This is a genomic window from Nonomuraea spiralis (assembly GCF_014648435.1).
Taxonomy (GTDB): Bacteria; Actinomycetota; Actinomycetes; order Streptosporangiales; family Streptosporangiaceae; genus Nonomuraea; species Nonomuraea spiralis.
This window is the reverse complement of sequence record NZ_BMRC01000028.1, coordinates 76057-102213: the sequence shown is the minus strand read 5'-3', so window position 1 is coordinate 102213 and position 26157 is coordinate 76057. Positions and strand designations below refer to the sequence as shown.

The following is a 26157-nucleotide window of genomic DNA, read 5'->3' as shown; positions in this document are numbered from 1 at the left end:
CCCGAGCCTAGCTCTCACCCGCCCAGGAAACCGAGGATGTCCCTGTCCCCGCGCTCGCGGAGCCTGGCCAGCACCTCCTCGCGCGCGGCCGTGTCGGGCATCCCGATGCGGGCCCCGATCAGCCGCAGCCCCTCCATCTCGGAGTGCACGGGAGCGGTGTAGCCGATCAGGTAGAGGGCCCGGTTCAGCGGCGGCATCGCCACGGCGGCCGCGGGCAGGTAGCGGGTCAGCAGCTCGCCGCCGTCGGAGACGGTCAGGAACACGTGGTCGCCCTCGCTCGCCTTGAAGTCGGCCAGCACGTTGCGGATCGACCCCATGGTCGGCTGGTTGTGCCAGCTGATCACCACGTCGCCCGACGGCGTCGAGGCGGTCAGCGACCCGCCGGGAGCCATCCCCAGATAGGCGGCGAACCCGGTCGGCAGGGGCGAGCCCGACCCGCGCAGGTGCTCGGCGTTGACGTCCACCCGGTGCCACCAGCGGCCGTCGCGGGAGCGGAAGCTGCGCCGCGTCTCCGAGACGTCCTTGCGCGGCTGGTACGGCTCCGACTCGCCGGTCGGCGACGTGCCGGCCACCCTGATCCAGCCCCGCTGCGTGCGCTCGAACCCGGGGCCGCCCGAGTAGGCGCGCACCGAGCTCTCGCTCACGTCGTAGCGGGAGGTCAGGTTGGTCACGATCGTGCTGACCGAGGCCTCGCCGCCGGCCCGCTCGATCTCCCTGGCGATCATCTCCCTGATGCCCAGGTACTCGTCGCCGCCCCACCTGGTCAGCCCGTACTTGTTCCGGTCCACCCGGCGGAAGCGCTCGTCGGCGGTGAGCTGGTTGCGGATGCCGACCAGGCTGTAGTCCTCGCCGATGCGTTCCTGGATCTCCTCGGGAGCCAGCGGGGTGCCCGCCACCGCCAGCACGGCCTCGGCCTTCTCGTTGATGCTGCGCGGCCAGGGCACCACGTGCCGGCCGAGCACACGAAGCTGCGGCACGGCCAGGATCCACCGCTCGGCGACGTCCTCACGCACGCCGAGCTGGGCCACCATGGTCACCGCCTCGTCGAGCGGACGCGGCCCGTCGGTGAACAGTTGCCGCGTCTTCTCCCTCAGCTCGTCGGCCCCGCCGGAGACCAGCCAGCCGTCGGCCTGCTCGTAGCCGCTGAGCAGCGTACGCACGAACCTCCACACGGGGATGCCCAGCGTGCGCAGCTCGCCGCGGTGCCACGGGACGGCGGCCGCGAGGTCGTCGGCCGGAACCGCGGAGCCCAGCCTGCCGCGCAGCCACGACACGTGTGCCGCCAGCGGCGCCGCCTCCGGCGAGCCCAGCCATGCCTCCACGTGGTCGCGCAGGTCCCGCTCGATCTGCCTGATCCGCTCGCGGGTGACCGAGAAGCGCTGCGCCAGCTCGTCGAGCGTGGCGCGCTGCGCCGCGTAGAGCCGGTCGCGGGCGATCGCCCGCTGCCGCTCGTCCAGGGCCGCGAACACCGCGTCGATCAGCTCGGGCAGGGGCTTGTCCGGCCGCGCCGGGACGGGTACGGCGGTGGGCGCCGGTTCGAGCAGCCGCTCGAACACACCGGCGAACAGCTTCTGCACCACGTCCTTGCCCAGCGTCTCCGGCGTGCGCTCGGCCTCGGCGGGGTCGGAGAAACGCAGCAGCGGAAGGATGTCGCCGAGCAGCAGGTGTCCCCAGCAGGCCACGGCCAGGTCGGCCAGATGTCCCGCCACGGTCTGCGTCCCGACGATCGCGCACGCGCGGTCGAGGGGGATCGCCTGCCACCAGGCCTCGGGCAGCTGTGGCTCCTCCACGATCGGCGCGATCTGACCAGGGGAGGTCCAGCGCAGGGGTGGCGCGAGGTCGCTCAGGCTGAGGTTCATTGAGGTCCAACCGGCAAAGGGAAGATATCCGCAGTTCAGACTATGTGATCAGGGGGACAGAAATGGGCTCCCCCTTCCGGAATGCGAGATATAGAGCATGGATCGGGCCCGTGTACAGGCGACGAACAATATGCTCCGCTCGCGTTGCAGCGCCCGAGCCCGCGCGGCGGGCTCCTCGGGCAGCGGTCCGGGCACCACGCCCTCCGCCACGCCGACGAGCGCCACCCGTTCGAACTCCAGCCCCTTGAGGTGCTGGAAGGTCGCCACACGCACGTCCAGCCCGTCCAGCGCCTCTCTGGCGGCGCGAGCCAGCGCGGGAGTGCGCGCCCCGACGGCGATCTCGCCCTCGGGCACGCCCTCCGCGAGCCACGCGCCGACCGTGGCGCGCAGGCCGGCCAGCTCCGACTCGGGCGTGTCGTACGCCCTGACCACCGGACGCCGGCCGTTGTGCGTGGCGCGGAAGCCGTACATCTCGGCCACGCCTCTGACCAGGCCGTTCGCCGGGCCGCCGCCGCGCAGCCGGACCACGAAGGACAGGACCTCCTGCGGCAGCCGGTAGGAGATCCGCAGGTCGTGCCGGGCCGCCGGGATGCCCACGGCGCCGAGCGCCACCCGCGTGTCGGTCACGCGCTGGTGCGGGTCGCCCACCACGAACAGGTCGTCGTACGCGTGCGGCGCCGCCGCCCTCAGCAGCCGCCACTGCGCCGGGCTGATGTCCTGCGCCTCGTCCACCACGATGTGACGGTACGGCTTGCGTCCCGGCTCCACGTCGTCCAGCAGGTCGCCGGTCGTGATCGACAGCAGCCTGATCGCCTCGTCGGTGAGCTGGGCCAGCGACCGGGCCCCCGGGCCGACCAGGGCCGGACGGCGTCCCTCCGCGTCGGTCACGATCCGTACGGCCAGGCGTTCGGCGTTGTCCACCTCGACCCGCTTGCGTACGCTCTCGTCGGCGATCAGCACGTCCAGGCGGTTGGACAGCTCCTCGGCCAGACTCTGCGAGAACGTCACCAGCAACACCGGGCCGCTGCCCCGCGCCGCCAGGTGGGCCGCCCGGTGCAGGGCAATGACCGACTTGCCGGTGCCCGCGCCGCCCACGACCAGCACCGGCTGCTCGTAGCGTCCCGCCCTGGCCAGCCGGTGCTGCGTCGGATGCAGGAACGTGCACCAGTCCGGGGCGCCCAGCACCCGGTCGAGCTCCACCTTGTCGGCGGCGAACACCGCGCGGTCCGGGCTGCGCAGCAGCGCCGCGTGCAGGTCGTCGGGGTCGATCGCGCCGGGCTCGTCGTCCCTGGCCCGCCAGGCGTCCAGCTCGCGCCACGCCTCCGACAGCGTGCCGCCCCTGGCCAGCACGGCCAGCGGCGTGTGCTGGGTGGGCGGCAGCAGCGGTTCGAGCGCGGCCACGTCGGCCTCGGTCGAGATGAGCCTGACCAGGGGGAGCGCGTGCACGTCGATGCCGAGCGCGAGCAGGTCGCCGTCGCAGATCGGGTCGAACAGCCGCGACGGGCGGGCCGATCGGCGTAATGCGGGCTCGACCCGTTCCAGCGCCTCGGCGTCCCACTCCTCGACGACGCCGAGCACGGGGTTGACGCCGTACCGGTGGCGCTGGGCGTACGACCAGGCTTCCGGGTCGGGGCGTACGGACAGCAGCCAGTAGACGTCGTGCTGTCGCACCACCACGCCGCGATGCCCGTCGGCCAGGCGCAACGTGGCGACCCTGCCGTCCCGGCCGCCCCGCACCCGCTCGGGGTGCGGGCCGCCGGAGACGTTCAGCAGGAACCGGCGCAGCGCGACCACGGCGTCCCTGCGCACCGGCTGAGCCAGTGCGCCGAGTTCCCCGGGAAACTCAGGGCCGATCGCGAGCCGCGGCACGGGCGGTCAGTCCAAGAGGGCGAGCAGGTCGCGGTCGCCGCGTTCGCGGAGCCTGGTGAGCAGATCCGGCAGGCCGACCGGGCCGGTCAGGCCGATCCTGGTCGCGATCACCCTGGCCGCCTGGTCCCGGGTGCCGCCCGGCGCCGTGTAGCCGACCAGGCGCAGCGCCTTGGTGATGCTCTCGGCGTTCTGCGCGGCGACCGGCAGGTGGCGGGCCCGCAGCACGCCCTCGTCCGACAGGGTGAGGAACAGGTGGCCGCCCTCCTTGGCGCCGACGTCCACGAGCAGGCGTTCGATGGACTCCAGCACCGGCCTGCCGTGCCAGGTCATGGTCAGCTCGCCCGCGGCGCTCCTGACCGCCCTGCTCTCGCCCGGCGAGAGGCCCAGGTAAGCCGCGAAGCCCGTCGGCAGGGCACACTCGCCGCCGGCCAGCTGCTCGGCGGTCACGTCGATCCGCAACCACCAGCGCCCGTCCGGCTGGCGGAAGCAGCGCCTGGTCTGGGAGACGTCCTTGAGCGGCTGGTACGGCTTGTTCTGCTCCGACCCGCCGTTGGCCTCCTCGGGCGCCGGCGTGGCCGGCGTGAACGCCTGGAACTGCGGCGGCCCGGGTGGCGGACCGGGTGGCGGCGGGGGCGGCTGCGGCACCGCCCCGAACGCCGAGTGCGGCTGCTGGAACTCCGCCGGCGGCTGGGCCGGCGGCTGGGCCGCCCGGGGCTGGGCGGGCATGGTCGCCAGCACGAACTGCCAGGCCGGGACCTCCAGCGCGCGGATCTCCGTGGCGTGCCAGTCGGCCGCGCCGATCAGCTGCTCCTTGGGGGCGGCCGGGCCGAGCGTCCTGCGCAGCTCGTCCAGGTGGGCGCGGTACGGCGCGGCCTCCTCGCTGCCCAGCCACTGGTCGAGGCGGAGGCGGAGGTCGTGCTCGGTGGCGGAGATGTCGGCCGGGGGGACGGCGAACAGCTTGGCGAGCTGGTCGATCGCGGAGGGCTCGTCGGTGAAGATCCGGTTCTGCGCCACGGCCCAGCTCTTGTCGTCGAGCCCGGCGAACGCGGCCTCGATCAACTCAGGCAACTCCTGCTCGGACTGCTCAGGCTGCTCGTCCTGTTCGGACTGCTCGGCCTGCTCACCGTGCGGACCGGCCTCGGCGTGCTCCTGCTCGGCGGGCTCCGACGCCTCGGCGGGTTCGTCCTGCTCGGACGCCTCGGCCTTTTGGGCGGATTCGGCCTGCTGGGCCGCCTCGAAGGCGTTGGCCGCCCCGAAGGCGTGCCCGGCCGCCGCGAAGGCGCCGGCGGGGTGGACGGGTTCGCCCGGTACGGCGGGTTCGTCGTGCTCGTCCGGGGCGGTCGGCTCCCCGGCCTCCGCGACCTCCGCGACCTCGGGGGTCTCCGCGAACGCGGGGGCCACGGGCTCCGGCTCCTGGCCGACACCCTCGGCCTCCAGCGCGGACGCCTCCTCGGCGGCGGGCTCGGGCGCGGGCTCGTCGGCGGCGTCGAGCACGATGTCGGGCTCGGACGGCAGCCCCTCCTCGACGATCGGCTCCACATCAGCGTCGAGCACCGGCTCGTCCTCGCGCCCCGCGGACTCCTCCTCGGCCACGCCCTCCTGGAACGCGCCCTCCTGCGAGACGCCGTCCTGAGGCTCGCCGTCCTCAAGGGCGGCGTCCTGGGAGGCGTCCTCAAGAGCGGCGTCCTGCGAGGCGGGCTCCTGGGGCTCGGCGTCGTAGTGCGCGGGCTCGGGGGCGACGGGTTCGGCGGCCGCCTGCTCGGAAGCCGCGCCGCCGGACACCTGAGGCTCCGGGACGGCGGCCTCGTGGTGGTGGGCCTCGACGTGCCGGGCAGCCGCGTGCGGATGCGCGAGCCGTACGAGAACGGCCGAGAACAGCGTGTTGAGCACCGGGCGAGCCTGGATGAACGGCTGGTCCACCAGCTCCCGCCCGGTCAGCGAGAGCAGCCCGGCCCACGACCCGGCACGGTCGAGCGCGATGGCGACGGCGGGTTCGTCGGCCTCGTCCGGGTCCAGGACGTGCAGCGCCGGCAGGACGTCACCGACGGCGGCGGCCGGCCACTGCTCCAGCGTGATCTCCGTCAGCAGCTCGCCCAGCGACTCCGGGCCGATGGCCGTGAGCACCAGCGGCATGGGCAGGCTTCGCCACCACGCGTCCGGCAGATCCGGTTGCCCGGTCAGTAGCGTGATCGTCGACGCGTCGCTCCACCTCAAGGGTGGAACGAGGTCGCTCAGGCAGAAGTTCATCCCGTTCCGTTCACCAGCCCCTCACGCCGCCGAAGCGGTGCAGCCAACATCTCGCCGCCCACGGAACAGACCATAGTCCGGCAAAACAGCCCTACGCATCATGCACTACGCATCAGCGCCGAACAGCGGCAAAGCGTAGACGCACGTAGTCGGCCATCCACCCCGTCTCCCTGCGCAGCGCGGGTGCGGCCAGTTCGTTGACCCGTCCGAGCAGGGGTTCCACGATCTCCGGCGGCAGTCCTTCGAGCACGGCCGGGGCGAACATGCGCACCCAGTCGGCGGCCCCGCCGGGAGACTCGTCGAGGGGGGTCGGCCGGTCGAAGTACTCCAGCAGCCGGACCACGAAACCCTCCCGCTCCAGCCGGCGCGCGTACTCGGCGGGCGTGGGGAAGTACCAGGGCAGGTCGGGCTCGCGCAGGCCGTACTCGCGCCAGGCGGTCAGCATCGCGGCGGTCAGCTCCGCGCAGTTGCCCGCGCCGCCCATCTCGGCGACGAACCGGCCGCCCGGCTTCAGCGCCTCGCGGACGCTGGCGATCACGGCGGCGGGATCGCGGCTCATCCAGTGCAGGGCCGCGTTGGAGAAGACGGCGTCGTACGGGTCGACCACGGTGAAGTCGTGCCCGTCGCCGATGATGAAGTCGATGCCCGGGTACTGGGCCAGCGCCTTCTCGATCATGGCGGCCGAGCCGTCGATGCCCAGGACGTCCGCGCCCCTGAAGGCGATCTGCGCGGTCAGCACCCCGGTGCCGCACCCGAGGTCGAGCACGCGCTCCCCGGGCTGCGGGTCGAGCAGGTCGACCAGTGGCGCGCCCTGGGTGGAGACGTACCCGAAACTGCTGTCGTAGGCGCGACTGTTCCACCGCTCCAAGCTCGGTGCGTCGTATCGCAAGACGATCAGCTCACATTCGTCAGACATCGGGCCCCCGTGGCCGTGCTGTCCGTTCACTTTAGAGCCTGATCGTCCCTACGACATATCAAGTCACAACGGACTCATCCCACACTCTTGCTCCATTCCCGCTTGAGGTACGCCTTCGCGGCGTCCGTCTGCGGGATCGTCATGAGCACGGGAGGCCCGGCGGCCTTGGGCAACCGGGCGGCCTGCTCGGTGTCGAGCTTGCCCTTCATGAGCATGGCCTCGCCGCGCGCCGGGCGGGCGTAGCCCTTCTGGAGCAGGTTCTGGCCCTCGTCGGAGAACAGGAACTCCTGCCACAGCCGCGCGGCGGCCGGGTGCGGGGCGGCCTTGCTGATCGCCTGGACGTGATAGCCCCCGAACGACGCGTCGCGCGGGATCGTCACCTCCCAGGAGTCGGTGTGGTCGGCGCTGCGGGACGCGTTCAGGTGGTCCCAGTCGATGATCACGTTGGCCTTGGCCGGCTCGGTGAGCTGCCCGGCCTGCTTGAGCTTGGCGAACAGGTCGACACCCTGCCTGGCGTCCGGCGCGGAGCCGCCCTTCATGGACGCGGCCATCACGCCGCCGAACGCCGCCGCCGAGCGCAGCGGGTCGCCGTCCAGCGCGACGCGGTAGCCGGGCTTGAGCAGGTCGGCGAAGGAGGCCGGGGCCTTGACCTCGCGCGGGTCGTAGCCGATCGACATGTAGCTGCCGTACGCGCCGTACCAGGCGCCCTTGGGGTCCTTGACGTCGTCGGGCAGGTCCTGCCAGCCCGTCACCTTGTACGGCGCGAAGTCGCCGGCCCCGTACACGGCCATGTCGAGAGTGAGATCGAACACGTCCGGCTTGAGCTGGTCGGCGGCGTCGAGCTCGCGCTTGCTGCTCGCGTTCGGCTCCAGCTCGTTGACCTTGATGTCGTACTTGTTGGAGAAGGTCTCGATGATCTCGCCGTAGTTCACCCAGTCGTGCGGCAGGGCGATCACGTTGAGCTGGCCCTCGTGCTTGGCGGCCTCGGTGAGGCGGCCCATGGTCCCGAAGCCCTGCTTCAGTGAGGCGGCCCGGACGTTGAGCGGCGGCAGGCTCTTGGCCTCGTCGGACGTGGACTGGGAAGTGGACGCGCCGCATCCGGCGCTGGCGAGAATGGCTGCTGCGGCGGCGCAGGTACGTACGGTCACACAATGAATACTTACCGTTACATCGGCCGAGGTCGAGGAGGCGCGACCGGAACGACCTTGGCCGCGACCAGCGTTTTCTCGTCGATCTCCACCAGGGTGCCGTCCCGCTTGCGAACGCGCAACACGCCGTCCTGCCAGGCTTCGAGCACTCCGACGGCGTCCCGAAAGCCCTCAGATACGCGTCTTCGAGTGGTGATCCGTGCGCCTATGTCCTGAGTTGTGATGGCGATGACGAGGCGTGCGGCCATGAGTTTGCCACCCTCCGTTTCGGCCAGCTGGCAAGCACGGCAATACTAGGGCGTAGCAAACCGCGGTCAGTGTCATGCCATGGTGCGGAGAAAAAGGAGCTCGAGGTGACCTACGTCATCGCGCAGCCTTGCGTGGACGTCCTGGACAAGGCGTGCATCGAGGAGTGCCCCGTCGATTGCATCTACGAGGGCGAGCGCATGCTTTACATCCACCCCGACGAGTGCGTGGACTGCGGCGCGTGCGAGCCTGTGTGCCCCGTCGAGGCCATCTTCTACGAGGACGACCTTCCCGAGCAGTGGAAGGACTTCTACAAGGCGAACGTGGACTTCTTCGAGGACCTCGGCTCGCCCGGAGGCGCCTCGAAGGTCGGCAAGATCGAGAAGGACCACCCGGTGGTGGCCGCCCTGCCGCCGCAGGGTGAGGACCACTAGCGAGTCGCGTACGACACGTGCGCCGGGGCCGTCCACACCGGACGGACCCCGTCCGCACGTGTCCACGTCAGGCGTGTTCGGCCAAGAGCGACCCTGGAGAACCGTGAACAAGCTGCCCGACTTCCCCTGGGACCGCCTCGAACCGTACAAGGAACGTGCCCTGGCGCATCCCGACGGCATCGTCGACCTCTCGGTCGGCACGCCCGTCGATCCGGTGCCCGAGGCCGTCCAGCAGGCGCTCAAGCAGGCCGCCGACAGCCCCGGCTACCCGCTGACCCACGGCACGAACGCCCTGCGCGAGGCCGCCGCGGGCTGGTTGCGACGCCGCCACGGCGTCACCGTCGACCAGCGGGACGTGCTCCCGCTGATCGGCTCCAAGGAGTTCGTCGCCTGGCTGCCCACCTACCTCGGCGCCGGGCGCGTGGTCTTCCCCGAGCTGGCCTATCCCACCTACGACGTGGGCGCCAGGCTGGCCGGCGCGACCGCGACCGCCTCCGACAGCACCCTGTCGGTCGGTCCCGAACACGTCGACCTGCTGTGGATCAACTCCCCGGGCAACCCGACGGGCCGCGTGCTGCCCGCCGAGCACCTGCGCAAGGTGGTCGCCTGGGCCCGCGAGCGCGGCACGGTCGTGGCCTCCGACGAGTGCTACATCGAGCTCGGCTGGGAAGAGCAGCCGGTCTCCATCCTCCATCCCGACGTCTGCGGGGGCTCCCACGAGGGGCTGCTCGCCGTCCACTCGCTCTCCAAGCGCTCCAACCTGGCCGGTTACCGGGCCGGGTTCGTGACGGGTGACCCCGTCCTGGTCAAGCGGCTGCTGGAGACGCGCAAGCACGCCGGCATGATCATGCCGAAGCCGGTCCAGGACGCGATGGCGGTCGCGCTCGGCGACGACACGCACGCCGAACGCCAGCGCGAGCTGTACTCCGCGCGCCGCGCCGTCCTGCGTCCCGCGCTGGAGCGGGCCGGGTGGACCATCGACCACTCGACGGCCGGTCTGTACCTATGGGCGTCGAACGGGCAGAACGCCTGGGATCAAGTGAGTAAACTCTCCGAAATCGGCATTTTGGTCGCGCCGGGAGACTTCTACGGATCAGCTGGTGAACGGCACATCCGCGTAGCCGTCACCGCCACCGACGAACGCATCAGTGCGGCGGTGCGCCGCCTCCAGTAGGATCGCCCGTCGTAACGCACGAACAAATTGATAAAGGCGTCTGCCGAGACAGACCGCGAGTGGAGCGAGCTGATCGATGAGCATGACCTCCATGGTCGTACTCGGGCTGAGCATCGCCACCGTCCTGTTGCTGCTGGGGGCGTTCCTGGCCACCATGCGGCAGGACAGGAGGGGCCGGGCGAGCGCGCCGCCGCCGCCGGTGCCGGTCGAGACCGCTCCGGTCGAGACCCCGCTGCCGGCGCCGGTCGACGCTCCCGGGCATGCCGGCACCGACTACGCCGACCCTCGCACCATCCAGGTCGGCGACCGGATCGAGGTCCACGGCACGCCCTACCGCGTGCTCGGCGCGATGTTCGTCTCCTGGCAGGGCCAGCAGTGGATCGAGTATCTGCTGCGCGACGTCGCCCGCCGCCGCCTGTGGCTCTCGGTCGAGGTACGCGAGGGCAGGGCCGCCGGTGAGGCGTCCCACCTGGAGGTGCTCCTGTGGACCGAGGTGCCCGCACAGGGCATGGTCCCGGCGAAGAGCATGCTGATCATGGAAGGCGTCGAGTTCTTCCCCATCCAGCGGGGCACCGCCGCCTTCAGGAGCGAGGGCGAGACCGACACTCCCGAGCGCGGGCTGCTCGACTTCGCCGACTACCACGCCTCCGACGGGCGCCTGCTCTCCTTCGAACGCATCCAGGGCCACACCTGGAGCGCCAGCTACGCCCAGCCGCTGCCGCCGGGCTCCATCACCATCGTCACCCGCGCGACCTGACGCCCGCCCCTACGACAGCTCGACCGCCGCGTCGCCGGCCTGGCCGGCCTTCTTCCAGCCGTCCGCGTCGACCGCGTTGACCCAGGTCGCGCCGCTGTAGCCGACACGGCGCAGGCGGAACTTCTCCGCATGCGCCACCGACCAGGACGCCACCAGCCAGCCCCGCTTCTTCGTGGTGATCGTCGTGTCGCCGAGCGCCCTGGCGAGCTGCTTGCGTGCCTCGGCGGTCCTGGCCTGCGGCTCGGGCGTCTGCTTGCCCGGCGGGTACCAGCAGTCGACGGCCTTCGGGACGCGGCCGGTGAAGGCGGCGGCCAGGATCTTGGCGTCCTGCTCGTGCTGCGCGTACGCGTAACCGCCCGCCGAGCGCTGCACCGCCTGGGCGGCCTCGGCCATCGGCAGCTTGCGGTAGTTCTTGACCTTGACCAGCGCGGCGAAGAACTTGTTGGTGGCGTAGACCGGGTCCATGAGCTGCTTCTTGCGCCCCCAGCCCTGCGACTCGCGCTGCTGGAACACGCCCACCGAGTCGCGGTCGCCCCAGGCGAGGTTGCGCAGCTTCGACTCCTGCAACGCGGTGCCGTACGCGATCACCACGGCCCGCTCGGGCAGGCGGCGGCGGGCCGCGACGGCGGCGATCGTGGCGGAGATCTGCGCCTGCTCCGGATCGAGGGACAGGGCGCCCTCGGGCGTGCGCAGCGCGCAGTAGGCCTCCGGGAGAACCAGCGGCTTCGCCCGCTTGAGCAGGAGGTAGAGCCCCACGGAGACACCGACGGCGAGGACCACGACGATGATCGCGATGGTGATGACTCCACGGGAGAAGCGCAGGCGCACCCTGAAGAACCTACCCGGCCGGATAAGCTCCGGGGCCATGAGTCACGTGATGTCCCCGGTGGTGGACGAGCTGTGGGAACGACGCGCGGAGCTGTCCCCGGCCGACGTGGAGGCCCGTATCCAGGTGGTCGGCGCGGTCGACCTGCTGGACAGGGGCGAGGTGCGGGTCGCGCGTGTCGTCGGCGGCGAGGTCGTGGTGGACGAGCGGGCCAAACGGGCGATCCTGCTCAGCTTCCGGCTGCTGGGAATGGCACGTTCCCAGGTGGGCGACTTCCAGCACCACGACCGGGTGCCGCTGAAGACCTCCTTCGACGGGGTTCGCGTGGTGCCGGGCGCCATCGCCCGCTGGGGCTCCTACCTGGCGCCGGGCGTGGTGCTGATGCCGTCGTTCACGAACATCGGCGCGTACGTGGACTCGGGGACCATGGTCGACACATGGGCCACGGTCGGCTCCTGCGCCCAGATCGGCAAGAACGTGCACCTGTCCGGAGGCGTGGGCATCGGCGGCGTCCTGGAGCCGCCCGGCGCGGTGCCGGTCGTGGTGGAGGACGACGCGTTCATCGGCAGTCGTTCGATGATCGTCGAGGGCGCCCGGGTGGGCCGGGGCGCGGTGATCGGGGCGGGCACGATCCTGTCCGGCACGATCCCGGTGATCGACGTGCAGACGGGCGAGGAACTGGCCCGGGGAAGGGTGCCCGACTGGTGCGTGGCGGTCGGCGGCACGCGGCAGAAGGAGTTCCCCGGGGGCACGTTCGGATTGCCGTGCGTGCTGGTGATCAAGCGCCTGGAGCCGGAGCAGCGGCACGACAAGGCGGCACTCAACGAGGTGCTGCGCGAACATGGGGTGAACACCTGATGCTGGACCTGACGCAGGACGTACGCGCGCTGACCGCCGCGATCGTGGACATCGAGTCGGTGAGCGGCGGCGAGAAGGCCCTGGCCGACGCGGTCGAGCAGGCGCTCACCGCGCTGCCGCACCTGAAGGTGGACCGGTCCGGCGAGACCGTCGTCGCCCGCACCGGCCTCGGCCGCGCCGAGCGGGTGCTGATCGCGGGCCACCTCGACACGGTCCCGGTCGCCGCCAACCTGCCCAGCCGGGTGGAGGGCGACCTGCTCTACGGTTGCGGCACCTCCGACATGAAGGCGGGCGTGGCGGTTGCGCTGCGGCTGGCGGCCACCGTACCGGCCCCGAACCGGGACGTGACGTACGTCTTCTACGACTGCGAGGAGATCGAGGCCGAGCGCAACGGCCTGACCAGGGTCGCCAGGGACCACCCCGAGTGGCTGGCGGCCGACTTCGCGGTGCTGATGGAGCCGACCGACGGCGTGATCGAGGGCGGCTGCCAGGGCACCCTGCGCGCCGACGTCACCGTGACCGGCAAGCGCGCCCACAGCGCCAGGTCGTGGTTCGGCGTCAACGCCGTCCACGGCATCGAGCCGGTGCTGGCCAGGCTGAACGCCTACGAGGCACGCCTGCCGGTGGTGGACGGCCTCGAATACCACGAAGGGCTCAACGCGGTCGCGGTGCGCGGCGGCGTGGCCGGCAACGTGATCCCGGACGAGTGCGTGGTCACGGTCAACTACCGCTTCGCCCCCGACCTGACGATCGAGCAGGCCGAGCAGCACGTGCGCGAGGTGTTCGAGGGCTACGAGGTGAGCTTCCTCGACGCGGCGCCGGGGGCCAGGCCGGGCCTGACGCATCCCGTGGCCGCCGCCTTCACCGCCGCCGTCGGCGGCACCCCGAGGGCCAAACTGGGCTGGACGGACGTCTCCCGCTTCTCCGCGCTCGGCGTCCCGGCCGTGAACTACGGCCCCGGAGACCCGAACCTGGCACACCAGCAGGGCGAGTACGTGTCGCTGCCGAAAATCGTGGAGAGCGAGCGGGCCCTGCTGGACTGGCTCACAATATGAAAGTGGCTTTCCTCGCCGGCCATTTGGCGGGGAAAGCCACTTTCAGTCCCGAGCAGCACCCTCGGCAGTTAGACGCAGGGGGGTCGAAATTCGGTTCCCTGCTTTTCCCAAGTTTTTTTCGAGGGCTTCATCCGGCCTTCGACCTGGGCGTTCATCCTCAAGGCAGGTGCCTCGGGGGCAGCGGCCGGGGGCGGAAGCGGCGCGTCGGGCCGCGTACGGAGAGGACTAGCGTGACCACCATGGAACAGAAGCAACGAGCCGAACGCCGTCAGGGGCAGGCGGTCGTCCGCGGCAGTCTCGTGCCCAGCTCGACCCACGATCAGCGGCTGCTCGACCGGCAGGGGCCCTCCGACTGGGTGCACATGGACCCGTGGCGGGTGCTGCGCATCCAGGCCGAGTTCGTGGAGGGGTTCGGCCAGCTCGCCGAGCTGCCCGCGGCGATCACGGTCTTCGGCTCGGCCCGCACCCCCGAGGGCACCCCCGAGTACCAGATGGGCCGGCGACTCGGCCGGGCGCTCGCCGAGTCCGGCTACGCGGTGATCACCGGCGGCGGTCCCGGCGTGATGGAGGCGGCCAACCGGGGCGCCGTCGAGGTCGAGGGCGCGGTGTCGGTCGGGCTCGGCATCGAGCTGCCCTTCGAGCAGCGCATGAACGACTACGTCGACCTCGGCATCGAGTTCCGCTACTTCTTCGTGCGCAAGACGATGTTCGTGAAGTACTCGCGCGGCTTCATCGCGCTCCCCGGCGGCTTCGGCACGCTCGACGAGCTCTTCGAGGCGCTGACGCTGGTCCAGACCCACAAGGTCACCTCGTTCCCGGTCGTGCTGATGGGCTCGGAGTTCTGGAGCGGCCTGCTCGACTGGATCAAGAGCACCCTGCTCGGCACCGGCAAGATCGCCCCCCAGGACCTCGACCTGATCTCGGTCACCGACGACCCCGACGAGGCCGTGCGGATCATCGTCGACTCCGACCGGGCCCGCTCCCGGCAGCGGGAGGAGGAGCTGGAGGCCGCCGCCGCCCAGACCGCCGAGCCCCAATAGGCTGTCGGCCCGTGAACATCTGCGTCTTCTGCGCCTCCAGCCTCCGCATCGACAGGAAGTACGTAGACCTGGCCCGGGAGGTGGGCGCCGAGCTCGCCAGGCGTGGCCACACGCTGGTGAGCGGCGGCGCCACGGTCTCGTGCATGGGCGCGGTCACCGCCGCCGCCCGCGCGGCCGGCGGATTCACGATCGGTGTGATCCCGCAGGTGCTGGTGGACATCGAGGTGGCCGACAACGACTCCGACGAGCTGATCGTCACCGCCGGGATGCGCGAGCGCAAGGGCGTCATGGACGCCCGCTCCGACGCCTTCCTCGTGCTGCCCGGCGGCATCGGCACCCTGGAGGAGCTGTTCGAGATCTGGACGGCGCGGGTGCTCGGCATCCACGACCGCCCCCTGGTGATCCTCGACCCGTGGGGCCTGTACGAACCGCTCAGGAAACTCGTCACCGGCATGCACGCCGAGGGTTTCACCCGGGCCGACGTCTTCGACGCCATCTCCTGGACGACCACGGTCGAGGAGGCGTTCGCCCACCTCGAAGCACGTCCCCAGCCCGTACGCCCGAGCATCGCCGAACTGGGCGAGGCCACCGGCTGACCAGCACGCCCCGGATTGGGCGCACTTGTGGTAGATCGCTGAACGTGCTCCGCCATATGAGTACGATGCCAATGTGCTGGTCATACTCGCCATCGCCGCGATCGCCATCCTGGCCTGCGTGGTCCTGGTCTCCCTCGGCAGAGGCGGGGAGCTGACCGAGTTCCCGCCCGACGTGCCGCCGCTCGACCTGCCCGAGGCCGGTCAGCTCACGGCGGTCGACTTCATGGCGCTCCAACTGCCGGTCAACCTGGTCGGCTACCACACGCAGAGCGTCGACGAGACCCTGCGCCGGGCCGCGAACGCCATCAGCGCCCGCGACACCAGGATCGCCGTGCTGGAGCAGCGGGTGTCGGAGCTGCTGTCCAGCAGGCTGCACGCGCGGCAGGAGATCTACGCCGCGCCGGGCGCCGGGCTGCGCACCGACCACGAGCCGGAGGCGCCCACCACGCCGAGAGAGCTGCCCGAGACCGGCGACCCGGTCACGTCGAGCGGCGAGTCGGTGGTGTGGGAGGCCGAGCCCGAGCTGCGCGACCCGTCCGAGGAGCCGGAGTGGCGCCTGCCGGAGGACGACAAGGCCACCGAAGAGCCCGAAAAGAAGGAAGAGGACAAGTCCGAGGCCGAGGACGAGTCCGTGCACGCCACCCCGGCCAAGGACGGGGACGAGCGTCCGTGACCGAACTCATCCGGTGCACCTGGCCGGGCATGGCCGACCCGATGTACATCACCTACCACGACGAGGAGTGGGGCCGTCCGCTCAAGGGTGACGACGAGGTCTTCGAGCGCGTGGCGCTGGAGGCGTTCCAGTCGGGCCTGTCGTGGCTGACGATCCTGCGCAAGCGGGAGAACTTCCGCGCCGCCTTCGACGGCTTCTCGATCGTGAAGGTCGCCGACTACACCGAGCACGACGTCGAACGGCTGCTCGGCGACGCCGGGATCGTGCGCAACCGGGCCAAGATCGAGGCCGCGATCGGCAACGCCAGGGCCGCGCTCGCCCTGCCCGAGGGCCTGTCGGAGCTGGTGTGGCGCTTCGCCGACCCCGACGCGCCGGTGCCGAGGACGATGGCCGACGTGCCCGCGATCACCCCCGGTTCCAAGGCCCTGGCCAAGGAGCTGAAGAAACACGGGTTCAAGTTCGTCGGCCCGACCACCGCGTACGCGCTGATGCAGGCCATCGGCCTGGTCAACGACCATATCGAGGGCTGCCTGGCCCGCTGAGCGCCGCCACGTGCGTACGCCCGGCCGACCCGCCCAGCTTGACGGTGACCCGCGGGCGCGCGCCGGGCGTGACGGTGACGGTGTCGTCGGCCCGCAGCACGCCGTGGGCCGGCAGGCCGAGTGTCAGCGTCACGACCTCCACCGTCCTGCCCGGATCGGCCACGGCGACGTCGATGCGCGTGCCGCGCCGCCGTACCAGGGCCACGCAGGGCGCGTCGGCGGTCAGCACGCCGGCCGTACCGGCCGCCCAGAACGTGGCCGCCCACAGCCCGCCCGCCCGTACTGCCTGCACCAGCGGCGTGTTGGCCAGCACCGCCACCGGCCGGTCCCGGTGGAAGGCGCGGGTGCGCTCGCGCGAGGCGCCGGGCAGCAGCACGTACGCGTACGCGGCGTCGGCCGGGTCGATGCCGTGGTCGTACCAGATCGTCACGTAAGGCCGTGAGACGGGCTCCAGGGCGCCGCCGGTGTCGTCCCCGGAGTTGATGTCGTGCCACCGGCCCGTACGCCTCTCCGTGAGGCTCAGCGGCGTGCCCTCGAACACGTAACCGCCGGTCCCCTCCAGATGCGCCCACCCGTCGGCGAGGAACGGCTCGGCCTCGGTGGCCCGGTTCTCCAGCACGGTCTCGACGGCGTGCCCGCCGGAGCCGCGGATGCCGCTGCCCAGGGCGACCACGGCCGCGTCCAGGCAGAACCACGACTTGCGGGCCCGCGTCGGCACGCCGTCGCCGATCACCTCCATGGAGGCGGCGCCGTACCGGCCCGCCAGCGTCGCGCCGCCGGCCCACGCGTTGTCCGGGCGGCGGGTCGTCCCAGAGCCCGCCGGGCGCCATGCCGGTCAGCATGGACGCGGCCCGCCCGCCCAGCCTGCGCACCGGGGCGGCACGAGCCGGGTCGTCGAACCCGCCGCCCGTGAGCAGCGTCGTCGCGGTCGCGCGCAGCGCGTCGAAGTCCGGCACGCCGCTCAACGCCCCCGGAACACCGGCCGTTCCTTGGCCAGGAAGGCGCGGGTGGCGTCCTGATGGTCCTGGGTGGCCACGCACGCGTCCTGGAGGTCGGCCTCCAGCGCGAGGGAGTCGGCCAGCGAGTGGGTGGCGGCGTGGGCCAGCGCGCGTTTGGTGGCGGCGTAGGCCGCGGTCGGACCGGCGGCCAGGCGTACGGCCAGCTCGTGGGCGGTCTTCAGCAGGTCGTCGGCGGGGACCACGCGCGTGACCAGGCCGAGTTCGAGCGCCCGGGGCGCGTCGAGCGGCTCGCCGAGCAACATCAGCTCGGTGGCCCGGCCTCGGCCGACCAGCCGCTGGAGCGTCCAGGACGCGCCGGAGTCGGGCGCGAGGCCGATGCCCGCGAACGCCAGCGCGAACTTGGCCCGGTCGGAGGCGACCCGCAGGTCGCAGGCGAACGCCAGGGCCGCGCCCGCACCGGCCGCGACGCCGTTGACCGCCGCCACGACCGGCTTGGGCATGGTCGCGATCAGCTCGACGACGGGGTTGTAGTGCTCGCGCACGGTGTTGGCCAGCCCGCGGCCCGCCGCCAGGTTGTCGGCGTGCTCGCGCAGGTCCTGGCCCGCGCAGAAGGCCCGGCCCGAGCCGGTGAGCAGGACCGCTCTGACCTCGGGGTCGGCCGCCGCCCTTCCCACCGCCTTCAGCAGCGCGGCCTTGAGTTCGGCCGTGAGCGAGTTCATCGACTCGGGCCGGTCGAGGGTGAGGGTGGCGACGGCGTCGGCCATGTCGTAGCGGATCACATGAGCTCCCTGTCGACGAACGCGGCGGCTGCGGGCAGCAGCCTGGTGGCCTCCTGCTCGAAGAACGTGCGGGCCTTCTCGCCGGGCCAGCCCGCGGGCAGCAGCTCGGCCGGCAGCCCGGGATCGCGGAACAGGAAGTTGCGCCAACCGTGCACGAGCCTGCTCCTGGTCGCGAACACCCGGTCGGGCGGCGCGTCCTCGGGCAGCGTGCTGATCAGCGTGACAGCTTCGGTGTGCCAGTGCTCGTACGCCTCGCCGATGGCCCGCAGATCCCAGGCCCGCGCCACCAGCTCGCGCGGGTCGCCCTCCAGCGCCGCGTCGAACCGGTCGGCCCGCACGTCCTCGCTCTCCAGCAGGTTGTCCAGCTCGGCGGAGGAACGCGGCCCGATCCACGTCGTCTCCGACAGGCAGGCGTAGCCGAGGAAGGTGAGGTCGGCCCTGATCCGCTCCCTGCGCTGGCGCTCCCTGACCGGCTCGAAGACGATCATGTGCCAGCGGCCGTGCCAGGCGAGTGTCCCTGATCGGTAAATTCTCAGCGCTGCCTCATCAAGGCGCCTGACACACTTCGGGGTGAGGCCGTAGCCGGCTCCCTGGGGGAGCCGCAGCGGGCGCAGCCAGCCCTGCCGGACCATCCGCGAGACCGCCGTGCGGACGGCGGGAGCCGCTATTTCCAGGGGCTTCATGAGCCGTACGAGCGCGGCCACGGTCGCCTGTCCACCGCGCGAACGCAGGTGGTCTCCGTACAGATCGAAGAGAGCGGCGCGAGCGTGCACGAAGTCCAGTTTGGCCGCCATCGCCTGCCTCGACAACGCATTCTGGGAGGAGATCGTTACCCATGAGGGCTCTCGATGCGGGAGAATAGGACATCACAGAAGACGTGAATGCGCCGACCACCCCCTCGGGCGGTCGGAAATCGCGGGCCGCGGGAGCCCAAGGCAGGAAGGGATGCACGCATGGCGGCGATGAAGCCGCGGACCGGCGATGGTCCGCTCGAGGTCACCAAGGAAGGGCGCGGCATAGTCATGCGGGTCCCTCTCGAAGGTGGCGGCCGGCTCGTCGTGGAGATTTCCGCCGACGAGGCGAAGGCTCTCGGCGAGGCGTTGAAGAACGTCGTCGGCTGAGAGCTCCCGAGACAACCTGATCCTCCGACCCTGGCGTAAGTCCGGCGCCAGGGTCGCCGACGTTTGGAGGGATTGCCGTGCCCATCGAGACCACCACCTCTGTGGTCACCGAGGTCCCCGAAGGTGCCGAGCTGCTGGCCGTGCCCTACACCGCCGACCTCAGTCCCGCGGTCGAGCTGCACCTGCCGGTCGCCGACCTGCTGGCCCACTACGAGGCCAAGGGGGAGGCGGGCGAGATCGTCGAGGTCCCGGTGGCACGGGCTGACGGGATCGGGCGCGTGTTCCTCTACGGCGTGGGCGACGGTTCGCCGCGGGCGCTGCGCAGGGCCGGCGCGGCGCTGGCGCGCAAGGCCAAGGGGCGCGACACGCTGACCGTGGTCCCGCCTGAGGGTGACGTCGCGGCGTTCGCCGAGGCCGCGCTGCTGGCCGCGTACACCTTCAAGATCGGCAAAGAGGGTCGGAAGAGCGTGCGGGCGATCGTGCTCGCGGGCGCCGACGAGGAGCAGGTGAAGCGGGCCGAGGTCGTGGCCGGGGCCGTCGCGCTGGCCCGCGACCTGGCCAACATGCCGTCCTCGGTCAAGCATCCCGCCTGGCTGGCCGAGCGGGCCGCCGAGCAGGGCCTGCCGGTGCGGGTGTGGGACGAGGAGCAGCTCCAGGCCGAAGGGTTCGGCGGCATCCTGGCCGTCGGGCGTGGCTCGGCCCGGCCGCCCCGGCTCATCCAGCTCTCCTACACCCCCGACGGACCGGCCGACCGGCACGTCGTGCTGGTGGGCAAGGGCATCACGTTCGACTCGGGCGGCCTGTCGCTCAAGCCGACCGAGAACATGAAGACCCAGAAGACCGACATGGCGGGCGGCGCGGTGGTGATCGCCGTCCTGCGCGCGCTGGCCGCACTCGGCGCCCCCGTACGCGTCACGGGCCTGATCGCCGCCGCCGAGAACATGCCGTCCGGCACCGCCCAGCGTCCCAGCGACGTCATCAGGCACTACGGCGGCCGTACGGTCGAGGTGCTGAACACCGACGCCGAGGGCCGGCTCGTGCTGGCCGACGCCCTGGCCTACGCCGACGCCGAGCTCGACCCCGACGCGGTCGTGGACATCGCCACCCTCACCGGGGCCATCTCCGTGGCGCTCGGCAGGAACGTCGGCGCCGTCTACGCCTCCGAGGACGACCTGGCCGCCGAGCTCGTCGCGGCCGGCGAGAGCAGCGACGACCGGCTCTGGCGCATGCCGCTGATCGACGACTACGCCCCCGCCCTGGAGTCGTCGATCGCCGACCTGGCCAACGTCGAGAGCGGCTCCCGCTACGGCGCGGGCTCGATCACGGCGGCGCTGTTCCTGCGGGAGTTCGCGGGCAAGCGCCCGTGGGCGCACCTCGACATCGCCGGGGTCGGCCGCAGCACGGTCGACGAGGGCGTCCTGACCAAGGGCGCGACCGGATTCGGCGTACGCGTGCTGCTGGAGTGGCTGACCCGCGGAGCTACTGAGCGATCTTGACGGCGGCCAGCAGGCCGTCGCCCAGGGGCATGAGCACTGAGCGCAGCCGGTCGTCGCCCTGCACCAGCTTGCCCAGCTCGCGCAGCGAGACCGTGTCGGGGTCGCGTTGCGCGGGGTCGGCCACCCGGTCGTGCCACAGCGCGTTGTCGAAGGCCACCACGCCGCCCACGCGCAGCAGGCGCACCGCCTCGGCCAGGTAGTCGGCGTACTCCTGCTTCGCGCCGTCGGCGAAGACCATGTCGTAGCCGCCGTCGGACAGCCGGGGCAGCACGTCGAGCGCCCGGCCGGAGATCAGCCGCACCCGCCCGCCGGAGAAACCCGCCTCGGCGAACGCGTGCCGGGCCAGGCGCTGGTGCTCGGGCTCGACGTCGACGCTGGTCAGCGTGCCGTCGCCGCGCATGCCGCGCAGCAGCCACAACCCCGAGACGCCGCAGCCGGTGCCGATCTCGACGACCGACTTGGCGTTGACGACGGTGGCGATGAAACTGAGCGCCGCCCCGCCCCCGGGAAGGATGGGCACCGCACCCATCTCCAGCCCGCGCTGACGCGCCGCGTGCAGGATCTCATCCTCGTGATGGAACTGCTCCGCATAGGCCAGAGTGGCCTCCACCGGACTGGTCATCGGCCTCCTCCCCCCACTTTCGTGCGATTGGTCACCGATCGCAGCCTAGGGGAGACACGCCTGCACGGGAACTCAGGAGGGGCCGACGGCGTTGCAGGTTTAAACGGGCTTTGCCGGTCCGGAAGGCAGGCAGTGCGCACGAAGGGACGAAACCAGGCACTATGGCGGTAGCGGTGGTCCCAGAGAGAGGAGTGCTGGTGGACGAAAGCGACCACCAGGCGGATACTCCCGTGTCGTCTGATTGGACTCCTCCCACATGGGAGGAAGTGGTGCGGACTCACTCCGCGCGTGTGTACCGGCTGGCGTACCGGCTTACCGGCAATGTCCACGATGCCGAGGACCTCACGCAGGAGGTCTTCGTCCGGGTCTTCAGGTCGCTGTCGAGCTACACCCCCGGCACGTTCGAGGGGTGGCTGCACCGGATCACGACGAACCTGTTCCTCGACATGGCGCGGCGCAAGCAGCGCATCCGGTTCGAGGGACTGGCCGACGACGCCGCCGAGCGGCTGCGCGGCCGTGAGCCGTCGCCGGCGCAGGCGTTCGACGACGCCCACCTCGAGCCCGATATCCAAGCCGCCCTCGACGCGCTCGCCCCCGAGTTCAGGGCCGCGATCGTGCTGTGTGACATCGAGGGCCTGTCTTACGAGGAGATCGCGGCCACGCTCGGCGTCAAGCTGGGTACGGTCCGAAGCCGTATTCACCGTGGCCGGGCGCAGTTGCGGGAGGCGCTCGACCACCGAGCCCCCCGTACTACCCAACTCCCCCCGACCGTGATCCGTGGGGAGGAAGTCTGATATGGCTCATCTTGGAGAACGTGTTTCGGCGCTGGTCGACGGAGAGCTGAACCACACCGAGCGCGATCGCGCGCTCGCCCACCTGACCTTCTGCGCTGACTGCCGGCGAGAGGTCGAGTCGATGCGGGCGCTGAAGTCGCGCCTGCGTTCGCTCGACGGCCCGGCGATGCCGGCCGATCTGACCATGTCGCTGCTGCGCATGGCGGAGCCGGGTGGTCCGTTGCCGCCGAGGGAGCGCCCTTTCCCTTCCCGTACGTTCGGGGGGGTGCCCATTCCTGGGCCCCACAGCATCGCGCCCCTGGACAACCGCCCGCGCAGGGACGCCACCGGTGGGGCTTCGGGCCCTGGCCGGGGCGGTAGGCGGCGCGGCGCGTACGTCGCGGTGGGCGTGGTGTCCGCCGCCGTGGCGCTCGGCACCTTCTTCGCGGTCTCGGGCACGGGGGCCCACACCCCGCCGCCGGTCGAGCTCTGGCGGGTACAGCAGTCACCGGTCACCAGCGCGCCGCCGACCGCCACGCCCTGAACCTGGGATTCGCCTGGGATACTCGGGTTGGCGTAGTCGACGATGCTAGGGGCATACGATCTGGGTTCGGTATTTGTCGCAAACAAAGCCTTTTATGACCCTCGTATGCCGCAAGAGCGAAGATTGCGGTGGCCGAGCAAGGAGTGGTGAGACGTAGATGACCGACGAGACGCGCCCCGGAGAAGGACGCACAACGTCGGACTTCCCCGAGCCACAGGGGCGGCCGGAATTCCTGCCCGCCGAGGAGTCGGGCGAGCACGCGGACCGGCGGTCCGACCCGCCCGCCTCGTTCGGCGCGTCCTGGGGCGACCCGTCCGGCCGCGCCGAGCAGCCGGGCCACTCCGAGCCTGGCGCGCCGCCGTACCAGCCGCAGGGTCCTTCCGAGCCCTCGGGCCCGTCGCCGTACGAGCCGGTGGGGCGTTCCGAGGGGGCGTCGCCGTCGCCGTACGAGAGCGGTGGGCCGTCCGGGGCGCAGGGGGGCGCGCGGGCCTATGAGGGGCCCTCCTTCGAGAGCCCCGGCGCCTTGCGGGGGAGCGAGGGGCCGTTCTTCGAGACTCCCGGGGGCACGCGGGCCTACGAGGGGCCGTTCTTCGAAAGTCCAGGGGGCACGCGGGCGTACGAGAGCCCGTCCTTCGGGCCTGCGGAGACCGGGCCACGGCCGCCGCAGCCGCCGCCGTTCATGGGGGCCTACGGCGGGCACCAGCCGCCGCCCCCGCGCCAGGCCATGGGCATGGGCCAGGGCTGGGCGCCACCGCCGCCCGGCGCGCCCGGCGCGGGCACGCTGCCCAGGCGCGGCCTCAACACCGGCGCCCTGATCGCGATCGCCGTGGCCATCGCCCTGGTCGCCTCCGTGCTCGGCAGCCTCGGCACGTACCTGCTCACGCGCACCGGCAGCAGCGGCACCGACCCCTCCTACAGCCTCGGCCCCGTTCCGACGGGCGCGACCAACAGGGCGCCCGACTCGGTGGCCGGCGTGGCCGCGCGGGTGCTGCCCAGCGTGGTCTCGCTGGAGGTCGGCAACGGCGCCAACACCGAGGGCGCGTCCGGCTCCGGATTCCTGATCAAGAACGGCTACGTGGTGACCAACAACCACGTGGTCGCCATGGCCGCCAAGGGCGGCGAGATCCGGATCATGTTCAACAACCGCAAGACCACCGCCGCCCGCATCGTCGGCCGCGACCCGGGCTCCGACCTGGCCGTGGTCAAGCCCGAGGAGACCTTCGGCACGCCCGAGATCACCCTCGGCAACTCCGACCAGGTCGTGGTGGGCGACCCGGTGATCGCCATCGGCTCGCCGCTCGGCCTGACCGGTACGGTGACCACCGGCATCGTCAGCTCGCTCAACCGTCCGGTCATCGCCGGCGACGAGACAGGCGCGGCCACCGAGGAGCCGGCGTACATCAGCGCCATCCAGACCGACGCCGCCATCAACCCCGGCAACTCCGGCGGCCCGCTGGTGAACGGCAGGGGCGAGGTCGTCGGGGTCAACTCGGCCATCGCCACCCTGAGCCGTTCGGTGGGCAGCCAGAGCGGCAGCATCGGCCTCGGCTTCGCGATCCCGGTGAACCAGACGCGCCGCGTGGCCGAGGAACTGATCACCACGGGCAAGGCCAAGCGTCCCAAGATCGGCATCGTGCTGGACAAGGACTACAAGGGACAGGGTGTGCGCATCGCGTCCGAGCCCGCCGAGGGCCGCCAGCCGGTGGACGCCAACGGCCCCGCCGACAAGGCCGGTCTGAAGGCGGGCGACGTCATCATCGAGGTCGACGGCCTGACGCTGCAGGACGGCAACGAGCTGATCGCCCTGATCCGCAGCAAGGCCCCGGGTGCCAAGCTCACGGTCAAGTACCAGCGCGCCGGCCAGGAACGCACCGCCACCCTGACCATCGTCGCCGACGAGCAGCCCGCGCCCACTCCGTCCTGAGAGATCTCTCCTGAGTGATATGACCCAGGGGAGACGGTTCAGCCACGGGCTGGAGCCTTTAGTCTGTGGAGAGGATTGTGGACTGCGGGTAGGAGCGTACGGTGTTCGGACTCGGGTGGATGGAGGTCGGAGCGCTGATCGTCATCGCGCTCCTGGTCTTCGGTCCTGACAAGTTGCCGCAGGCCGCCTCGCAGGCGGGCAAGACCCTGCGCAACCTGCGGCGTATGGCCAACAACGCGCGCGACGACCTGCGGGCGGGCCTCGGGCCGGAGTTCCAGAACTTCGACCCCGCCGACCTCAACCCGAAGAACTTCGTGCGCAAGCACCTGCTCGACGACATCGAGGACGACTGGAACGGCCGGCCGAAGGACCTGGAGCCGGCCGCCGTGGGGTCGTCCTACGACGCGCCTGAGCCGCCGGTGGAGCTGGCCTATGGGGAGTTGCCCCCCTACGACTCCGAGGCCACCTGATCCGCCCTGCAGACGCGAAACGGGCCCGCTCAGCTTTGCTTGAGCGGGCCCGTTCGGCGTCAGGGGTCAGGAGCGGTTGGGCGCGAGGCCGAGCTGCATGCCCTTGAGGCTGGAGGAGCGCTTGCTCAGACCCGCGGCGATCTTCCGCAGCTCCGCGGCGGCGGGCGAGTCGGGGTCGGTCAGCACCAGCGGCTTGCCCTCGTCGCCGCCCTCGCGCAGACGCAGGTCGATCGGCACCTGGCCGAGCAGCGGGACGCGGGCGCCCAGCGTACGGGTCAGGGCGTCGGCGACGGTCTGGCCGCCGCCCTCGCCGAACACGGCGACGCGCTCGTCGCAGTGGGGACAGGGCAGCCAGGACATGTTCTCGATCACGCCGGCGATCTGCTGGTGGGTCTGGGCGGCGATCGAACCGGCCCGCTCGGCCACCTCGGCGGCGGCCTGCTGGGGCGTGGTCACGACCAGGATCTCCGCCGACGGGAGCCGCTGGGCCACCGAGATGGCGATGTCGCCGGTGCCCGGGGGCAGGTCGAGCAGCAGGACGTCGAGGTCGCCCCAGTAGACGTCGGCCAGGAACTGGTGGAGCGCCCGGTCGAGCATCGGCCCGCGCCAGACGACCGGCGTGTTGCCCTCGGGCTTGAACATGCCGACCGAGATGACCTTGATGTCATGCGCCGAGGGCGGCATGATCATGTCCTCGACCTTGGTGGGACGCTCGGCGGCGCCCAGCATGCGAGGAATGCTGTGACCGTAGATGTCGGCGTCGACGATGCCGACCTTGAGGCCGCTGGAGGCCATGGCGGCGGCCAGGTTGACGGTCACCGACGACTTGCCCACGCCGCCCTTGCCGCTCGCGACGGCGAAGACGCGGGTCAGCGAGCCGGGCTGGTTGAAGGGGATCTCCTTCTCCGGGCCGCGGTTGCCCCTCAGCTTGGTCTGGAGGGTCTTGCGCTGCTCGGTGCTCATCACGTCGAGCTCGACCTGGACGTCCGTCACGCCGCCGACCTTGGCGACCGCCGTCTTCACGTCGCGGGTGATGGTGTCCTTCATCGGGCAGCCCGACACCGTGAGATAGACGCCCACGCGCACCGCGCCGTCCGGGGCGATCTCGATGTTCTTGACCATGTCGAGATCGGTGATCGGGCGGCGGATCTCGGGGTCGATGACGGTGGCGAGGGCGGCCGTCACCTGTTCCTGGGTTGGTGCCATCGAAGTCTCGGCACGAGGGAGTG

General features: G+C 71.5%; 27 protein-coding genes and 1 pseudogene. 15 read left to right on the top strand and 13 right to left on the bottom strand.

From position 1 onward, the window contains the following. Positions 1-14: 14 nt before the first annotated feature. The 6 genes from IEZ27_RS43025 to IEZ27_RS43000 all read right to left on the bottom strand — a co-directional run bounded on the left by IEZ27_RS43025 (position 15) and on the right by IEZ27_RS43000 (position 8287). The gene (locus tag IEZ27_RS43025; RefSeq protein ID WP_189652518.1) at positions 15-1859 is read right to left on the bottom strand and encodes a sigma factor-like helix-turn-helix DNA-binding protein; all 1845 of its coding nucleotides are present in this window, start codon (positions 1857-1859) and stop codon (positions 15-17) included. A gap of 48 nt (positions 1860-1907) precedes the next feature. Further along, positions 1908-3668 carry a UvrD-helicase domain-containing protein gene (locus IEZ27_RS43020; RefSeq protein ID WP_229824846.1) on the bottom strand — a complete coding sequence of 587 codons (1761 nt, stop codon included), beginning with the start codon at positions 3666-3668 and terminating at the stop codon, positions 1908-1910. Between the two features lie 66 nt (positions 3669-3734). After that, entirely contained in the window at positions 3735-5861 is a 2127-nt protein-coding gene (locus IEZ27_RS43015) for a hypothetical protein (protein WP_189652516.1), read from the bottom strand. Between the two features lie 226 nt (positions 5862-6087). After that, a complete protein-coding gene (locus IEZ27_RS43010; protein ID WP_189652515.1) occupies positions 6088-6864 on the bottom strand; it encodes a class I SAM-dependent methyltransferase in 777 nt (258 codons plus the stop codon). A 101-nt stretch (positions 6865-6965) separates the two neighbouring features. Further along, positions 6966-8039: an ABC transporter substrate-binding protein gene (locus IEZ27_RS43005; RefSeq protein ID WP_229824845.1), complete on the bottom strand. Its 1074-nt coding sequence runs from the start codon at positions 8037-8039 to the stop codon at positions 6966-6968. A 17-nt stretch (positions 8040-8056) separates the two neighbouring features. Next, positions 8057-8287, bottom strand: a complete 231-nt coding sequence (locus tag IEZ27_RS43000; protein WP_189652514.1) for a putative acetyltransferase — start codon at positions 8285-8287, stop codon at positions 8057-8059. Between the two features lie 105 nt (positions 8288-8392). On the opposite strand from IEZ27_RS43000, the gene fdxA reads away from it, so the two are divergent. The 3 genes from fdxA to IEZ27_RS42985 all read left to right on the top strand — a co-directional run bounded on the left by fdxA (position 8393) and on the right by IEZ27_RS42985 (position 10650). Next, the gene (fdxA, locus tag IEZ27_RS42995; RefSeq protein ID WP_106240826.1) at positions 8393-8719 is read left to right on the top strand and encodes a ferredoxin; all 327 of its coding nucleotides are present in this window, start codon (positions 8393-8395) and stop codon (positions 8717-8719) included. 103 nt (positions 8720-8822) lie between these two features. Further along, positions 8823-9893: a succinyldiaminopimelate transaminase gene (gene dapC, locus IEZ27_RS42990; RefSeq protein WP_189652513.1), complete on the top strand. Its 1071-nt coding sequence runs from the start codon at positions 8823-8825 to the stop codon at positions 9891-9893. 76 nt (positions 9894-9969) lie between these two features. Further along, positions 9970-10650: a DUF4178 domain-containing protein gene (locus tag IEZ27_RS42985; RefSeq protein ID WP_229824844.1), complete on the top strand. Its 681-nt coding sequence runs from the start codon at positions 9970-9972 to the stop codon at positions 10648-10650. Between the two features lie 9 nt (positions 10651-10659). Here the strand turns inward: IEZ27_RS42985 and IEZ27_RS42980 are convergent, their stop codons facing one another. After that, the gene (locus tag IEZ27_RS42980) at positions 10660-11517 is read right to left on the bottom strand and encodes a hypothetical protein (protein WP_229824843.1); all 858 of its coding nucleotides are present in this window, start codon (positions 11515-11517) and stop codon (positions 10660-10662) included. Between IEZ27_RS42980 and IEZ27_RS42975 the strand changes: the two genes are divergently transcribed. The 6 genes from IEZ27_RS42975 to IEZ27_RS42950 all read left to right on the top strand — a co-directional run bounded on the left by IEZ27_RS42975 (position 11516) and on the right by IEZ27_RS42950 (position 16240). Beyond that, a complete protein-coding gene (locus IEZ27_RS42975; protein WP_189652512.1) occupies positions 11516-12334 on the top strand; it encodes a 2,3,4,5-tetrahydropyridine-2,6-dicarboxylate N-succinyltransferase in 819 nt (272 codons plus the stop codon). The two genes, IEZ27_RS42980 and IEZ27_RS42975, sit on opposite strands and share 2 nt — an antisense overlap. Beyond that, positions 12334-13389, top strand: a complete 1056-nt coding sequence (gene dapE, locus IEZ27_RS42970; protein WP_189652511.1) for a succinyl-diaminopimelate desuccinylase — start codon at positions 12334-12336, stop codon at positions 13387-13389. The genes IEZ27_RS42975 and dapE overlap by 1 nt, the downstream gene beginning before the upstream one ends. A gap of 239 nt (positions 13390-13628) precedes the next feature. After that, complete coding sequence (locus IEZ27_RS42965) at positions 13629-14429, top strand: LOG family protein (protein ID WP_189652510.1); 801 nt, start codon at positions 13629-13631, stop codon at positions 14427-14429. Between the two features lie 11 nt (positions 14430-14440). After that, positions 14441-15025, top strand: a complete 585-nt coding sequence (locus tag IEZ27_RS42960; protein WP_189652509.1) for an LOG family protein — start codon at positions 14441-14443, stop codon at positions 15023-15025. 73 nt (positions 15026-15098) lie between these two features. Then, a complete protein-coding gene (locus tag IEZ27_RS42955; protein WP_189652508.1) occupies positions 15099-15698 on the top strand; it encodes a hypothetical protein in 600 nt (199 codons plus the stop codon). 29 nt (positions 15699-15727) lie between these two features. Further along, the gene (locus IEZ27_RS42950; RefSeq protein WP_308427350.1) at positions 15728-16240 is read left to right on the top strand and encodes a DNA-3-methyladenine glycosylase I; all 513 of its coding nucleotides are present in this window, start codon (positions 15728-15730) and stop codon (positions 16238-16240) included. On the opposite strand, the gene IEZ27_RS55175 is transcribed toward IEZ27_RS42950, so the two are convergent. From IEZ27_RS55175 to IEZ27_RS42935, 4 genes and pseudogenes are all read right to left on the bottom strand, one after another. After that, on the bottom strand, positions 16206-16553 hold the full coding sequence (locus IEZ27_RS55175) for a polysaccharide lyase beta-sandwich domain-containing protein (protein ID WP_268246120.1): 348 nt from the start codon (positions 16551-16553) through the stop codon (positions 16206-16208). The two genes, IEZ27_RS42950 and IEZ27_RS55175, sit on opposite strands and share 35 nt — an antisense overlap. A gap of 54 nt (positions 16554-16607) precedes the next feature. Beyond that, positions 16608-17030: pseudogene (locus IEZ27_RS55170) on the bottom strand (polysaccharide lyase family 8 super-sandwich domain-containing protein); the annotation flags it as partial. 171 nt (positions 17031-17201) lie between these two features. Next, positions 17202-17963: an enoyl-CoA hydratase-related protein gene (locus IEZ27_RS42940; RefSeq protein ID WP_189652545.1), complete on the bottom strand. Its 762-nt coding sequence runs from the start codon at positions 17961-17963 to the stop codon at positions 17202-17204. An 11-nt stretch (positions 17964-17974) separates the two neighbouring features. After that, a complete protein-coding gene (locus IEZ27_RS42935; RefSeq protein WP_229824842.1) occupies positions 17975-18772 on the bottom strand; it encodes a PaaX family transcriptional regulator in 798 nt (265 codons plus the stop codon). 159 nt (positions 18773-18931) lie between these two features. Here IEZ27_RS42935 and IEZ27_RS42930 point away from each other — a divergent pair, with 159 nt between their 5' ends. Together IEZ27_RS42930 and IEZ27_RS42925 are read left to right on the top strand one after the other, a co-directional pair. Further along, complete coding sequence (locus tag IEZ27_RS42930; protein ID WP_020545024.1) at positions 18932-19099, top strand: DUF3117 domain-containing protein; 168 nt, start codon at positions 18932-18934, stop codon at positions 19097-19099. A gap of 77 nt (positions 19100-19176) precedes the next feature. Further along, the gene (locus IEZ27_RS42925; protein ID WP_189652506.1) at positions 19177-20595 is read left to right on the top strand and encodes a leucyl aminopeptidase; all 1419 of its coding nucleotides are present in this window, start codon (positions 19177-19179) and stop codon (positions 20593-20595) included. On the opposite strand, the gene IEZ27_RS42920 is transcribed toward IEZ27_RS42925, so the two are convergent. After that, positions 20579-21217, bottom strand: a complete 639-nt coding sequence (locus IEZ27_RS42920; RefSeq protein WP_125636772.1) for an O-methyltransferase — start codon at positions 21215-21217, stop codon at positions 20579-20581. The genes IEZ27_RS42925 and IEZ27_RS42920 overlap by 17 nt on opposite strands. Before the next feature lie 161 nt (positions 21218-21378). On the opposite strand from IEZ27_RS42920, the gene sigE reads away from it, so the two are divergent. The 4 genes from sigE to IEZ27_RS42900 all read left to right on the top strand — a co-directional run bounded on the left by sigE (position 21379) and on the right by IEZ27_RS42900 (position 24928). Further along, positions 21379-22011 (top strand): RNA polymerase sigma factor SigE, encoded by a 633-nt coding sequence (sigE, locus tag IEZ27_RS42915; protein WP_125636773.1) that lies wholly within the window; start codon positions 21379-21381, stop codon positions 22009-22011. Position 22012: 1 nt separating this feature from the next. Further along, a complete protein-coding gene (locus tag IEZ27_RS42910) occupies positions 22013-22534 on the top strand; it encodes an anti-sigma factor family protein (protein ID WP_189652505.1) in 522 nt (173 codons plus the stop codon). A 157-nt stretch (positions 22535-22691) separates the two neighbouring features. Continuing rightward, on the top strand, positions 22692-24458 hold the full coding sequence (locus tag IEZ27_RS42905) for a trypsin-like peptidase domain-containing protein (protein WP_189652504.1): 1767 nt from the start codon (positions 22692-22694) through the stop codon (positions 24456-24458). Between the two features lie 101 nt (positions 24459-24559). Then, positions 24560-24928, top strand: coding sequence for a sec-independent translocase (locus tag IEZ27_RS42900; protein WP_125636776.1), 369 nt, complete (start codon positions 24560-24562; stop codon positions 24926-24928). Between the two features lie 66 nt (positions 24929-24994). On the opposite strand, the gene IEZ27_RS42895 is transcribed toward IEZ27_RS42900, so the two are convergent. Next, complete coding sequence (locus tag IEZ27_RS42895) at positions 24995-26134, bottom strand: Mrp/NBP35 family ATP-binding protein (RefSeq protein WP_189652503.1); 1140 nt, start codon at positions 26132-26134, stop codon at positions 24995-24997. Positions 26135-26157 lie beyond the last annotated feature (23 nt).

What these genes read in the sequence shown, in the direction of transcription:
- IEZ27_RS43025 (WP_189652518.1), bottom strand. Translation starts at nt 1,859, where the DNA reads ATGAACCTCAGCCTGAGCGACCTCGCGCCACCCCTGCGCTGGACCTCC.
- IEZ27_RS43015 (WP_189652516.1), bottom strand. Translation starts at nt 5,861, where the DNA reads ATGCCGCTGGTGCTCACGGCCATCGGCCCGGAGTCGCTGGGCGAGCTG.
- IEZ27_RS43000 (WP_189652514.1), bottom strand. Translation starts at nt 8,287, where the DNA reads ATGGCCGCACGCCTCGTCATCGCCATCACAACTCAGGACATAGGCGCA.
- IEZ27_RS42985 (WP_229824844.1), top strand. Translation starts at nt 9,970, where the DNA reads ATGAGCATGACCTCCATGGTCGTACTCGGGCTGAGCATCGCCACCGTC.
- IEZ27_RS42975 (WP_189652512.1), top strand. Translation starts at nt 11,516, where the DNA reads ATGAGTCACGTGATGTCCCCGGTGGTGGACGAGCTGTGGGAACGACGC.
- IEZ27_RS42980 (WP_229824843.1), bottom strand. Translation starts at nt 11,517, where the DNA reads ATGGCCCCGGAGCTTATCCGGCCGGGTAGGTTCTTCAGGGTGCGCCTG.
- dapE (WP_189652511.1), top strand. Translation starts at nt 12,334, where the DNA reads ATGCTGGACCTGACGCAGGACGTACGCGCGCTGACCGCCGCGATCGTG.
- IEZ27_RS42965 (WP_189652510.1), top strand. Translation starts at nt 13,629, where the DNA reads ATGGAACAGAAGCAACGAGCCGAACGCCGTCAGGGGCAGGCGGTCGTC.
- IEZ27_RS42950 (WP_308427350.1), top strand. Translation starts at nt 15,728, where the DNA reads ATGGCCGACCCGATGTACATCACCTACCACGACGAGGAGTGGGGCCGT.
- IEZ27_RS42940 (WP_189652545.1), bottom strand. Translation starts at nt 17,963, where the DNA reads ATGGCCGACGCCGTCGCCACCCTCACCCTCGACCGGCCCGAGTCGATG.
- IEZ27_RS42935 (WP_229824842.1), bottom strand. Translation starts at nt 18,772, where the DNA reads ATGGCGGCCAAACTGGACTTCGTGCACGCTCGCGCCGCTCTCTTCGAT.
- IEZ27_RS42930 (WP_020545024.1), top strand. Translation starts at nt 18,932, where the DNA reads ATGGCGGCGATGAAGCCGCGGACCGGCGATGGTCCGCTCGAGGTCACC.
- IEZ27_RS42920 (WP_125636772.1), bottom strand. Translation starts at nt 21,217, where the DNA reads ATGACCAGTCCGGTGGAGGCCACTCTGGCCTATGCGGAGCAGTTCCAT.
- sigE (WP_125636773.1), top strand. Translation starts at nt 21,379, where the DNA reads ATGGCGGTAGCGGTGGTCCCAGAGAGAGGAGTGCTGGTGGACGAAAGC.
- IEZ27_RS42910 (WP_189652505.1), top strand. Translation starts at nt 22,013, where the DNA reads ATGGCTCATCTTGGAGAACGTGTTTCGGCGCTGGTCGACGGAGAGCTG.
- IEZ27_RS42905 (WP_189652504.1), top strand. Translation starts at nt 22,692, where the DNA reads ATGACCGACGAGACGCGCCCCGGAGAAGGACGCACAACGTCGGACTTC.
- IEZ27_RS42895 (WP_189652503.1), bottom strand. Translation starts at nt 26,134, where the DNA reads ATGGCACCAACCCAGGAACAGGTGACGGCCGCCCTCGCCACCGTCATC.